The sequence below is a fragment of the Streptomyces sp. NPDC048436 genome, from assembly GCF_043200355.1.
Classification (GTDB): Bacteria; Actinomycetota; Actinomycetes; order Streptomycetales; family Streptomycetaceae; genus Streptomyces.
Window position 1 is genome coordinate 169,554 of the sequence record NZ_JBICXP010000007.1, and the last position, 12,581, is coordinate 182,134.

The 12,581-nt window shown below is 67.0% G+C and carries 7 protein-coding genes and 2 pseudogenes; 3 read left to right on the forward strand and 6 right to left on the reverse strand.

What is annotated here, in order from left to right:
• Positions 1-6 precede the first annotated feature (6 nt).
• Together ACGFX9_RS24540 and ACGFX9_RS24545 are read left to right on the forward strand one after the other, a co-directional pair.
• Positions 7-96: pseudogene (locus ACGFX9_RS24540) on the forward strand (transcriptional regulator); the annotation flags it as partial.
• Positions 97-103: 7 nt separating this feature from the next.
• Entirely contained in the window at positions 104-310 is a 207-nt protein-coding gene (locus ACGFX9_RS24545) for a DUF397 domain-containing protein (RefSeq protein ID WP_393475784.1), read from the forward strand.
• A 7-nt stretch (positions 311-317) separates the two neighbouring features.
• On the opposite strand, the gene ACGFX9_RS24550 is transcribed toward ACGFX9_RS24545, so the two are convergent.
• From ACGFX9_RS24550 to ACGFX9_RS24570, 5 genes and pseudogenes are all read right to left on the reverse strand, one after another.
• The gene (locus tag ACGFX9_RS24550) at positions 318-1,019 is read right to left on the reverse strand and encodes a LuxR C-terminal-related transcriptional regulator (protein WP_393475787.1); all 702 of its coding nucleotides are present in this window, start codon (positions 1,017-1,019) and stop codon (positions 318-320) included.
• A 1,026-nt stretch (positions 1,020-2,045) separates the two neighbouring features.
• Positions 2,046-3,650: pseudogene (locus ACGFX9_RS24555) on the reverse strand (ISAzo13 family transposase).
• 954 nt (positions 3,651-4,604) lie between these two features.
• On the reverse strand, positions 4,605-6,485 hold the full coding sequence (locus ACGFX9_RS24560; RefSeq protein WP_393475790.1) for a PQQ-binding-like beta-propeller repeat protein: 1,881 nt from the start codon (positions 6,483-6,485) through the stop codon (positions 4,605-4,607).
• A gap of 107 nt (positions 6,486-6,592) precedes the next feature.
• The gene (locus tag ACGFX9_RS24565; RefSeq protein WP_393475793.1) at positions 6,593-8,497 is read right to left on the reverse strand and encodes a PQQ-binding-like beta-propeller repeat protein; all 1,905 of its coding nucleotides are present in this window, start codon (positions 8,495-8,497) and stop codon (positions 6,593-6,595) included.
• Between the two features lie 146 nt (positions 8,498-8,643).
• A complete protein-coding gene (locus tag ACGFX9_RS24570; protein ID WP_393475796.1) occupies positions 8,644-10,476 on the reverse strand; it encodes an ABC-F family ATP-binding cassette domain-containing protein in 1,833 nt (610 codons plus the stop codon).
• Positions 10,477-10,632: 156 nt separating this feature from the next.
• Between ACGFX9_RS24570 and ACGFX9_RS24575 the strand changes: the two genes are divergently transcribed.
• Positions 10,633-11,238 carry a Uma2 family endonuclease gene (locus ACGFX9_RS24575; protein ID WP_393475799.1) on the forward strand — a complete coding sequence of 202 codons (606 nt, stop codon included), beginning with the start codon at positions 10,633-10,635 and terminating at the stop codon, positions 11,236-11,238.
• Here the strand turns inward: ACGFX9_RS24575 and ACGFX9_RS24580 are convergent.
• The gene (locus tag ACGFX9_RS24580) at positions 11,216-12,568 is read right to left on the reverse strand and encodes an acyltransferase (protein WP_393475802.1); all 1,353 of its coding nucleotides are present in this window, start codon (positions 12,566-12,568) and stop codon (positions 11,216-11,218) included. The genes ACGFX9_RS24575 and ACGFX9_RS24580 overlap by 23 nt on opposite strands.
• Between the last annotated feature and the right edge of the window lie 13 nt (positions 12,569-12,581).

Consider the following 12,581-nt stretch of genomic DNA (forward strand, 5'->3'; position numbering starts at 1 on the left):
ACCCACTTTCGAACACTGTTCCGTAAGGTGGAGAGTGCGTCCCTGGACCCCACCGCGTCACGGGACTTCATTCACCGCCTCTCGAAGGAGCTGTGAACGGAGCATGATCCGGCCCTTGCACTGGCAGAAGTCGTCGTTCTCCGGGGGCGGCGAGGGCAACACCTGTGTGGAAGTCGCCTCCGCGGGCAACCACATCCGCCTCCGCGAAAGCGACACCCCTGCCATCGAACTGGCGCTCCCAGCAACCCAGTTGGCCTGCCTGATACGCACCCTCAAGGGCCACCCGGCCGACACCGTGGCGCTCCCGTAAGCCGGGGCTATTCGTCCCCCTCCGGAGCGGACGTCGGGCCGGGGAGCGGGCCCGCGCGGTCGAGTAACCCCGTGCGCGCCGCCAGCGCCGCCGCCTCCAGGCGGGAGGTGACGCCCAGTTTCATCAGGACGCGCTGCACATGCGTACGCGCCGTACTCGGCGCGATCCCCATCCCGGCGGCGATAAGCCGGGTGTCCTCGCCGTCCGCCACCCGCACCAGCACCTCGACCTCGCGCGGCGTGAGCATCTGCAGGAGCCGCTGGCCCTCGTCGTCGGGCTGCGCGGCCGGATTGAGCAGTTCGCTGAAGGCGCCCTGGAGCAACTGCGGGGCGATGGCCGCCTCGCCCGCTCTCGCCTTCATGATGGCGCGCTCCACACCCTCGATGCGCTCGTCATGCCGTACGTAGCCGGAGGCCCCCGCGGCGAAGGCCGCGGCGATGCCGCGCGGGTTGGGCACCGGGCCGAGCACGACCACGGCGATCTGCGGGCGCTCCCGCTTGATCCTGACGACCGGATCGAACATCCCGGCCTCCGCCGGCGTCGCCGTGCCGAGCAGGCAGACCTCAGGGGCGCGGCTGATGACCAGCTCCGCCGCCCCGGCCGCGGGCGCGGCCGCGGCGAGCACCCGGTGCCCGCGCAGTTTCAAGGCCGAGGCGAGTGCCTCGGCGAGCAGTCGGTGGTCGTCGACCACCATGAGCCGCACACCCATAGAGCATCCCCCCACATTTCCCCACTGATCCCCCACGGATCGAGGGCCCCCCGGCCCCACACCCACTCATCCCCCGGAAGCTACACGCTTGTTCGACGTTGCGCGCCCCCTACCGGTGATAAGCGGCCCGGAATGCCGAAATCACGGCCATATTCGCGTGAAAGGGAGTGCGTGCGTGCGGAATGGCGCATGCGCGGAGACAGGACGGCCCCGCTCTGTCCTCCCCCATCAGCGTGCTCAGCCGCCCGCGTTATCCGACGCGGGGAGACGGGCCCCAATGCTTTCGGCAACATGTCACATATCGCAGGGGGATCCGGGCAAACGAGCGGGCAGGAAGCGCAGTCCAGCGACTGTGCGGAAGGTACCTGCCAGCAGGCCCTCCGCGTGGGGCAGAAGTTCGGAGGCCGCACAGAGCTGGACATCCCCAACCTGGTCGGCGACGTTGGACAGGTATCCACCATCACTGTCCGTGCTGAGGTAGTACGGTCTACCTCCTGGCCCCGTCCAGGGCACCAGGCACATAGTGTGCGGACCGAGCCCGCAGGTGCACCATGCCGCGCATCGCCTCGATAGCGGACGGTGACCGGTATCCTGCCAGTCCGGGTTTCGCAGAGCTAGAACAACGGCACGCATGCCAATGTCGTAGCGCCCTGAAGCCAGTGTGGCCTGCGCATGCTGGAAGGCGTACGTGGCGTCCAGGCCTGACTCATCGGTGCGCGGTGCCGTCAGGTGGCCAGGTCGAGGAACCCGAACTCCCATGCCCCGTGAACACACAGCGGAATGCGCCCGCTAGGCACGCGTACGCCTGGAGGTGCTCCTCACCCGAGCTGGTGTGAGCTGCGTGGACGCGCCCATCGTCGAGTCCAGGCAGGTCGCTGATCATGTCCTCGTACTCAGCCTCACATCGCTGCACCATCGCACGCTGCGCATCTGCCCCGATGAGGGCGATCGGACCAGTGGCTGTCTCCCAGTCAAGAGGGGTACCTCAGCTCTCCATGCCTTCACGGACTGGTTGGGTCAAGGCATTTAGGGCGTGCAGATCTTTAACTCGTCTGTTTTGACCTTGGTTTGGGTGGGGTCGGAAGTGAGGAACGTCGCGACATCGGCTGGCGTACGGAGGCGGGCGGTTGAGGCGTTGATGTGGTGGCCGCATGCTTCCAGGAGTGGGCGGACCTCCTGTTTCGCGCGGCAGATAGTCATGGCGGTGACGCCGAAGAGTTGGCCGAGGAGGCCTATGGTGGCGAGTTTGCGCGGGTGGAGCACGGTGGCCAGGCTCCGGTCAGCTGGGGTGAGCTTGGCTTTGGCGCCTGTCCCTGGGGCAACAAGGCGCTCGTGACCGCGGCGTGTGCGGAGCATCCGCACGCGTTGAACCTGCAGTGCGGGAGTCAGCGCTTCGATGAGCTCGCTGAAGTGTTGGCGGGTCATCCCGATCCTGCAGTGAATGTAGCGTGAGGCGATGCGGAGTGTTCGCTGGCGTCTCGTCTGACGTGCTGTGGTTGCTGTCACGTCCGGTGGATGCTGGGGGTGGAGGCCGTAGTTCCAGTCGCCGTGGAAGCGGTGCCTGGTGTTCGGCAGGGCGTCGATCTCGTCGTCGCTGACCTTAATGCCGGTGGGGTATGGGTTGGTGTCGAGTTCGGCGTGCACGGTCAGGCCGGCCTTGGTGGTGGTCGAGGCGATGCTCTCGATGATGACTTCGTGGATGGTCAGGGGCCTTCCATGCCAGTTCATGGTGGTGTGGGAGAACAACCGGTGCTCGATCCGGTTCCACTTCGATGTTCCGGGAGGCAGGTGGCAGACGGTGATCGCCAAGCCGGCCTCGGCGGCGAACCGTGCGAGTTCGGTCTTCCAGGTGCGGGTGCGGTAGCCGTTGGAGCCGCCCGCATCGGCGGTGATCAGCAGTCGGACGCGGTTGGATAGGCGGCCCGCCTGGCGCCGTTCCACCAGCGGCGGATGGATTCGACGGCGAACGCGGCGGTGTCGTGATCGGTGCCTACGTTGGCCCAGCCGGTGTTTGCGACGACATCGTAGATGCCGTAGGGCACCGCTCTGCCCAGCTCTCGGTCGGGGAAGTCGTGGGTGTCGGCCCGCACCGGATTGCCTCTCGGCTCCCATTCCCGGCCGTTGTTCTTGAAGGGACCGACCAGTTCCTTCTTCTCCGTGTCCACACTGATCACCGGAGCCCCGCTGTCCTGATGGTTGCGGGCTTGCCCGTTGAGGTAGTGGAACTGTGCGTCTCTGTCGGGGTGTTGCTTGCCTTCCAGGGTCTTGGCATTGCTCTGCAGGCTGAATCCCTCCTCGCGCAGGAGGTCGCCCACCGTGTCCGCAGAGATCTTGTGGCCTTGGTGGGTTAGCTGCTCGGCGAGCTTGCGGATGGATTTGGTGATCCAGCGCAGCGGTGACGTGGGACCTCCGCGGACGTCGGGCCCTACGAGCGTGAGGAGTGCCTCCCGAATGGCAGGGTTTAGGTAGACGACGCGTTTGCGGCCGCCGCCGGACCGCCGGATGCGTCCCAACGGGGGACTACGGAGTCGAGTTCCCGCTTGCCATAGGCACCGCGCCTTCACGGACACGGGCTGCACGGACGACCGCCCTAATCCCACCGTGACCGAGAGACTCGGCTTCCGCCCCTATTTACAGGCGACGCTGCCGCTCGTCGAGGTGCGGCAGAATCGCCCTGAACTTGGCTGCCAGCCCGGCCCGTTTTCCCTCCGGCGCGCTCATGCCAGACCAACGAACCACCGAGCGCAAAGCCACGAGTTAAAGATCTGCACGCCCTTAAGTCATCGCGGCGTAGCTCGTCGGTGTACGGCTGGCCAAGCAAGTTGGACGTCGACGCATTGAACGCACAAACGCACGCAGCGAAAGTGCCAGCAACGCCGGCAGCTGCCCTCACTCCGCCTTGAAACACAGGGTCTTCGAAACGTTCGTACACATCGCAAGGCCCCCTGCTACACCAGACCTCGCTGCTTGCGTAGCCGTGCGATGCGATCTCCGATGCGCCACTCAAGGAGGGCGCGACGTGAAGAACTCCGTTCCGGGTGCCCAGCTGTCATAACCGCTCCGGGTTGAGTCCACGTCACCGCCATGCGTGGGCCGTGTAGAGCGAGTTGACACTCTCAGTACTGTGTTCGGTATCCATCTACCCATGAGCACCGAGGAAACGAGGAGACGGATGCGAAACCGTGCAGTAGGAGCACTGGCAGCACTAGCCCTAGGAGCTGGGCTAGTCACGCTTGGCACAGGGCCGGCTTCTGCAGTAGAGGGAACTTCCGCTTCCGCAAGGGGCGCAATCGTTTGCGAAACAGGGAACGGAAGAGTTTACACCAAGCGATCCGCACCGGTGAGAAGCACATACTCTGAGGGCGGAACTATTGTCGGTCACGTGCGCATGCATGTCTACGCGGCGTATGACAAGTGGTGCAAGAACAGCCATGGAAACAAGTGGTACCACGTCAAGCGTACTACCAATTACCCTTACGGTTGGGTCTACGGCGGCCACGTAGTGATCGCCTAATCGCCTGCACGCCCCCCACTAGTAGTCTGCCCACCCTTACAGGGGTGGGCAGAGTACTAAAAGTCACGACCCTAGGAAGCTGCGAAGCCCATAGCTAGGTACTCTTTTTCGTCCTCCGAGTACGGCTTACTCACCAACTTCTTACCGAGAAACAACTTGCCGTCGGAGTACAGCAGTTCATTCGATTTCGGGACCATGCTACTGATCGCGCTGCCAACGGACTCGGCCGCGGGAGTCTCCAGGAGCTTGGTCTCCTTCATCGTCTTGCCGTTGATGGAGACGACCTGGGCGCCCTTGTTGTAGCCGCCGTCCTTGTACGCCAAGATGTTGCCGCCGTCCATGCGGATGGGGAACATCTCGCCGTCCTCGCCTGCGTCGGCGCGGTCACCGGTCGTCTTTCCGGTGGCCAAGGAGAAGGCAATGATCTCGTTAGTCTGGCTATAGCCGCCGCCGTCGTGCTGGCGGGTCGGGATGTACAGCTTGTCATTACCGACAGCAATGGAACTGCAGGCGTCGACCACATCGAACTCACAATCGTGGTCGTACTTGTCTTTCCCAAGGGAAACCTTGGCGCGCAACTCACCCTTGCCATCGAGCGAAAAGACATCCGTCACGTTCGTTGCGTCCGCCCCTGTCTGCTGGCCAAAGACGACGGGCTTGGTGGAGATCACGTTGGCGTACTTGATACCGCCTGCGAGGGGGAAGGTCCATTGAGCTTTGCCCGACTTTGGGTCGAGCAACTCGATCTTGAGCTTTGGTTCGTCGTAGTCACCGCACTTGCGCACGGCGACGAGCTGCTCGCCGCCCGCGTAGCCCTCGTCCTGGCACTCGTCGCCCGCGGTGGGCTCCCAGAGGTGATCGCCCGACATGATCTCGAAGGCCGCGCCGCCCGCGCTAGAGCCGGCCGCGACGGTGCTACCGCTGATGGTGACCTCTTCGACACGGGCGGCCGAGCTGCCCTCGTCGATAGTCTCCGTCCAGAGCTTCCTTCCGTCTTTCAGGTCAATCGCGGAGATCTGGGAACAGGTCTGATATTTATCCTTCTTCGTCCTCTTACCCTCTTCATACGCAACCGCGACGATGCCGTCCCTGGTGACCTCGCGGGAGCCGGCACAAGTCTGGCCCGCGAGCGGCAGCGTCCACAGCTCGTCGCCAGTAGCAGGGTCATAGCCGACAATTTTGTTTACCCCCGCCTTGGCATATACATCGTCGGTAAGCCAGGATCCCTTGGTGCTCCAGACTTCCTTCTCGGGCACCTCGGGCTGCGGGAGCTGCATGGAGACCGTGGCGGCGGTGTTGGCCGGTACCTTCTCCTGGCCGGGGCCGCTCGGGCCCTGCTCGTCGCCGCCCTTCTTGTCCTCGCCGCCCTTGCCTTCGTTGCCGCCCGAAGCGCCCGCGGAGCTCACATTGGGGTCGTCGTCCTTCTGCGTCGAGGCGTAGAAGACACCGCCGCCGACGATCAGGGCGATCGCGACGACCGCGCCGATGATGATCTTCATCTGGCCGCTGATCTTCGAGCCGCCCGAGCCGCCGGGGGCACCGGACTGCGGCGCCATCGGCATCGTGCCGGGCTGCTGGTAGGCCCCGTACGGAGCCTGCTGGCCGTACGGCTGCGTCGGCTGGTTGTACGGCTGCGTCGGCTGCCCCGGGTAGCCGTAGCCCTGCGGCTGGCCGGGGGGCGGGGTGCCGGGGGCCTGCGGCGCCTGCGGGTAGCCGTAGTTGGGCTGGCCCGCGGGGGGCGTCGGCGGCTGGGCGGGCGGCGGAGTGCCGGGCGCGGGCGGCGGAGTGCCGGGGGCCTGCGGGTAGCCGTAGGAGGGGTTCGGCTCGGGAGCCTTGCCGAAGCCTCCCGGCGGGGGGTCCTGGGGAGCGCCGAAACCATTCGGCGGGGGGTCCTGGGGGGCGCCGAACCCGCCCTGCGGGGGCTCGTTGGGCGGCTGGGGCGGCTGCGTCATGACGTCGATTCCTTGGGGACGAGAGGTGAACGGGGCGGCGGAGAAGGGCGCTTGCCGTAATCCGGCATCATGCGCCGTTAGCCGGCATCATGCGCCGTGAGCCGGCATCACTTGCCGTAGGCCAGCATCAGCTTCTCCTGGCCCTTCGCGCTGCCCGAGAGCCGCGTGGTGGAGAGGTAGAAGCGACCGTCCACATAGTCGACCGCCTTGGAGAAGAAGCCGCTCTCGATCTCCGAGGTCCCTGCCGGGTTCTGCAGGAGCTTCTTCGGCTTGTGTCCGCCCGACAGCGGGATCGAGACGACCTGGCCGCCGGAGTCGTACGACGGGTTGACGTAGGCGATCAGCTCGCCGCCCTCGACCTTCATCGGCAGCATGGACTCATCAAGCGGCGACTTCGTGCGCCAGGCCTCCTTGCCGTCGGCAAGGCTGATCGCCACGATCTCGTTGGCGCCTGAGGTCGCGTCGGTCGGCAGGTAGAGGTTCTTGTCGTCGGTCGTCGCGCCCAGGCAGCCTTGCAGGCTGCCGCCGAGGAACGCCGAGCCGTCGCACTCCGGCGCGAACTTCTCGTCCACGCCGACCTCAGAGCGGGTCTCGCTGCTGTTGGGCTTCAGCGTGGTGATGTTCCACTGCTTCTTGTCCTCGTTGTTGAGGTACACGATCGTCGGGCTCTCGGAGTAGATCCGGCCGATCTTCCAGCCCTTGGGGAACTTCTTCGTCCACGCGGCCTTGCCCGTCTTGGGGTCGACCTGCTGCAGCTCGTCGTGCTCGGTGGGCGAACTCGCGCCGCACGAGAAGGCGACGAGCATCTTCTTGCCGCCCGCGAAGCCGCTGGGGAAGCAGGTGCCCTCTTCCTTCTTGTCGGCGACGAAGAGCTGCTTGCCGTCGCTGATCCGCAGCGCCGTACCGGACTGGGAGCGGCCGACCATCACCGTGTCACCGGTGATGGAGAGGTCGGTGCTGAGGGACATGTCGAACAGTCCCTCCTCCTTCACCGGCTTGACCCAGCCCTTTTTGCCCGTCTTCAGGTCGACGATCTGGATCTGGTTGCACTTGGCGTCGTCCTTGAGCCCGTCCTTGTACGCGACGACGATCTTGCTGTCGTCCGTCATCTGCGGGGTCGTGCCACAGATCTTCTGCGGGAACGTGATCGTCGGCCAGGCGCGGTCGCCCGTTGCGACCTTGTAGGCCGTGATCTCCTTGTACGCCGCCTTGGCCGCGATGCCGTCCTTGACCCACATGCCCTTGGCGTCGGCGCCGGAACCGGGCACCTTGGGCGCCTCCTTGTACCAGAGCACCTTCGACTCGCCGGGCTGCCGGCCCGCGTTGAGGTCTTCCTTCTCGCCCTCGCTGTCGCCGTCGCCGTCACCCGGGTTGACCGGGGCGGAGCCGCTGGCCTTGGGGTCGTCGCTCTTCTCCGCGACCGGCTTCTTCTTGCCGTCGTCATCGCCGCCGACGACCGCCCAGGCGACACCGCCGATGACGAGCGCCGCGGCCGCCACGGCGGCGACGATCAGACCGGGCTTGCCCTTGAAGGGGTTCTTGCCGCCGCCACCGCCGACGCCGGGCGGATGGGTGCCCGGCACACCGGGGGGCGGGAACTGCTGCTGCGGGTACCCGTACTGGGGCTGCTGGCCGTAAGGGCCCGGCTGCGTGGGCTGGCCGTAAGGACCCGGCTGACCGGGCTGCGTGGGCTGGCCGTAGGGGCCTGCCTGACCCGGCTGCGTGGGCTGGCCGTAAGGTCCGGGCTGGTTGTACGGTCCGGGCTGCTGCGGGTATCCGTAGCCAGGCTGGGGCGCGGGCGGAGTCTGCGGGTAGCCGTAGCCGGGCTGGGGCGCGGTCGGCGGGGCCTGCGGGGCGCCGGTCGGCGGGACCTGCGGCGGCTGGCCGGGCGCCTGCGGCGGCTGGGCCGGTGGCTGCGGTGGCTGGCCCGGTGGCTGCGGAGCGGCTCCCTGCTGCGGATCCTGCGGAGCTCCGAAACCGCCGGGCGGCGGCTGGTTGGGCGGCTGAGTCATCAGCGCTTCCCCCTTCACTGATTTTTCGGCACGCCAAGTGGTGCTCAGGCCGACCTTTCTATCACCCTGACCCCCTAGCACACCTGACCGGTCCGTCCCCTGTTCCCAAGGGAGGACCGGCCCGTGATGCGTCCGTTACTAGACCTCTACGCGCTCTCCGCGAGCTCCAGCCAGCGCATCTCCAACTCGTCGCGCTCACTCACGAGTTCACGCAACTCGGCGTCCAGTTTCGCCACCTTTCCGAAGTCGGTGGCGTTATCGGCGATTTGGGCGTGCAGCCAGGTTTCCTTCGTGGACATCTTGTCCAGCTGCCGCTCGATCTTCTGGAGTTCCTTCTTCGCGGCGCGCGCGTCGGCGGACGAGACCGCCTTCTGCGCGGCTGCGGGTGCGGCGGAGGCCGTGGCGGACGCGTCGGCGAGGGGGGCCGCGGGGACACCGGCCGCCGCCATCCGCTTGCGCCGCTCCAGATACTCGTCGATGCCGCGCGGCAGCATCCGCATCGTGGCGTCGCCGAGCAGCGCGAACACCTTGTCGGTGGTGCGCTCAAGGAAGAACCGGTCGTGGGAGATCACGACCATCGACCCGGGCCAGCTGTCGAGAACATCCTCAAGCTGCGTCAGCGTCTCGATGTCCAGGTCGTTCGTCGGCTCATCGAGGAAGAGGACGTTCGGCTCGTCCATCAGGAGCCGCAGCAGCTGGAGGCGCCGCCGCTCGCCACCGGACAGATCGCCTACGGGCGTCCACTGCTTCTCCTTGTTGAACCCGAACGTCTCGCAGAGCTGCCCTGCGGTCATCTCCCGGCCCTTGCCGAGGTCGACGCGCTCGCGCACCTGCTGCACGGCCTGCAACACCCGCAGCGTCGGGGAGAGTTCGGCCACTTCCTGCGACAGATAGGCCAGCTTCACGGTCTTGCCGACCACGACGCGCCCCGCCTCGGGCTGTACGTCGCCGTCGGAGCGCTGCGCCTCGGCCATCGCCCGCAGGAGCGAGGTCTTGCCCGCGCCGTTGACGCCGACCAGACCGATGCGGTCGCCCGGGCCGAGCTGCCACGTCAGATGCTTCAGGAGCAGCTTGGGGCCGGCCTGTACGGATACGTCCTCAAGGTCGAAGACGGTCTTGCCGAGCCGGGTCGTCGCGAACTTCATCAGCTCGCTGCTGTCGCGGGGCGGCGGCACGTCGGCGATGAGTTCGTTGGCGGCCTCGATGCGGTAGCGCGGCTTGCTGGTGCGGGCGGGGGCGCCGCGCCGCAGCCAGGCGAGCTCCTTGCGCATCAGGTTCTTGCGCTTGGTCTCCTCGGTGGACGCGATGCGCTCGCGCTCGGCGCGGGCGAAGACGTAATCGGAGTACCCACCCTCGTACTCGAAAACGGACCCACTCTGTACGTCCCACATGCGCGTGCACACCTGGTCCAGGAACCAGCGGTCGTGCGTGACGCAGACGAGCGCCGAGCGGCGGGTCCGCAGGTGTTCGGCGAGCCAGGCGATGCCCTCGACGTCCAGGTGGTTGGTCGGCTCGTCGAGCACGATCAGGTCGGGCTCGCCGATGAGCAGCTTCGCCAGCGCGATACGGCGCCGCTCGCCGCCGGAGAGCGGCGCGATGACGGTGTCGAGTCCCTGCGGGAACCCCGGCATGTCGAGTCCGCCGAAGAGGCCGGTCAGGACGTCACGGATCTTGGCGCTGCCGGCCCACTCGTGGTCGGCGAGGTCACCGATGACCTCGTGCCTGACGGTGGCCTCGGGGTCGAGGGAGTCGTGCTGGGTCAGCACACCGAGCTGCAGCCCGCCGTTGTGCGTGACCCGTCCGGTGTCGGCTTCCTCCAGCTTGGCGAGCATCCGGATGAGGGTCGTCTTGCCGTCTCCGTTGCGCCCCACGACGCCGATCCGGTCCCCCTCGGACACGCCGAGGGAGACACCGTCGAGCAGGGCACGTGTGCCGTACACCTTGCTGACTGCCTCGACATTGACCAGGTTGACGGCCATTAACGCTCCAGGGAAGGGGATCGATCGACTCTCCAGGGTAGTCGCCTGGCTGGGGCGGCCTTCGCCTGCTCCGGGGTACCCGGCTGATCACCCTTTGTGATGACGTTCTGCGGAAACGGCGGCTACGGTTATGGGACAGGCCGAAGAATCCCGTCCATGGGAGGAACCATGACCGCCGAGTCCCTGCACGATGGGTGCCGCTGGCCTGTGCCACCGCCGGACGGCTACACCGTGGACGACCTGTTCACGCTGCCTGATCTCCCGCCGCACACAGAGCTGATCGACGGGAGCCTGGTCTTCGGGAGTCCGCAGCGGGATTTCCACACCATCGCCATCGACCTCTTGGTCAACGGGCTGCGCCGTACCTCGCCGCGAGAGCTGAAGGTCAGACGCGAAATGACCGTAGTACTCGACAAGCGAAACGGCCCAGAACCCGACGTCTGTGTCGTTCGCTCCGAGGCTGTCACCAGCCGATTCCAGACGCGCTACGAGGCCGCTGACGTCTTGCTCGCCGTGGAGGTCATCTCCCCCGAATCCGAGGCCCGCGACCGCAAGAGCAAGCCCGGAAAGTACGCCGCGGCGGGAATCCCCCACTTCTGGCTCGTCGAGATGACGGGCGAGGAGAACCACCCAGTGGTCCAGGTCTATGAGCTCGGCCATGTCACCGGAACGTACGCCCTGACCGGTATCCATCACGACCGCGTCAAGATCACCGTTCCCTACAGCATCGACATCGACCTCACCGCCATCGACGAGCTGTAGGCGCCCGCTCCACAAGCAGCCACCCGATCAGCGCCATCCCCACCGCCACCGGCGCCGTCACCCGTACCGCGATCAGCATCGCCGTACGCCCTTCGAGCAGGCCCCCGAAGCCAACCATCGAGAGGCCGAGTACGCCGAAGAGGCAGAGCGTGACGCCCACGGCGGCTGCCGGGCCCGCGACTGTGCTTGGCGCTCTCGTCAACTCCCTTGCCACGCCCGGCTTCTCGAAGCGGCGGAATGCCGCGACCAGCACACCGGTGACCACCGTCGCCGCCGCCATCCGCAGGGGAACCTGCACCCACCACGCCCCCGACGCGGGTTCCGGCAACGGCACGTCCGCGGCGATCAGCACCCCGTACACCCCGAGCATCGCCGTCAGGTGCCACAGGAACGCCGTCATCGAGACCCCGTTGGCGGCCACCACGCCCCGCCACACCCGAGGCCGCGCGAGCCACCGCAGCGCGGGCCCCCGCAGCAGTTCCACCGCCCCCACCAGCCATATCCCGTGGCAGAGCAGCGCGAAGGTCGGCGGTGCCATGTTCGAGACGCGCTCTCCGGGCATGCCCACCATCGAGAGGGGATACGGGCCGAAGGCCACCAGCGCCGCGGCCCCCGCGAGTCCCGCCACCGCCATGGCCGCGGGCACCCGCGCCCGCAGCCTGCCGTCCGCCCGCAGGAAGCCGAGCTGATGCACCGCGAGCCACACGAAGGCGAAGTTGAGGAACTCCACGTACGGCACGCCGAAGGCGAAGCGCGCCGCGTCCACCGCGCCCGCGGCCAGCACCAGACCGCCGAACGCGCCCCACCCGTACCACTCATGGAGCTTCAGGAGCGGCGGCGTGAACGCGACCATCGCCAGGTAGATGCCGATGAACCACAGCGGCTGGGCGACAAGCCGCAGCGTCACGTCCAGCAACGCGCCGCCCTCGCCGACGAGTTGGAGCAGCAGGGCGGCGACGCCCCACACTCCTATGAACACCATGGTCGGCCGCAGCAGCCGCTGGAGCCGCGCCCGCAGGAACGCCGAGTAGACAGAGCCGCCGCCCTCGGGGGCCTTGCGGCTCAGCGAGCGGTAGGACAGTGCGTGCGAGAAGCCGCCGACGAAGAAGAACACCGGCATGATCTGCAGCAGCCAGGTGAGCGGTTGGAGGGCGGGTACGACGGCGAGGAGGTTGCCGACCTCGGTCCGGCCGTCGTCCCCGACCGTCACCGCCGCCATCAGCCAGTGCCCGATGACGACCGTGCCGAGCGAGGCGACCCGCAGCAGGTCGATGTACCGGTCACGCCCGGCGGGCGTCTTCTCGGCCAGTTCGCGAACGCTTGATCCCATGCGGACACGGTCG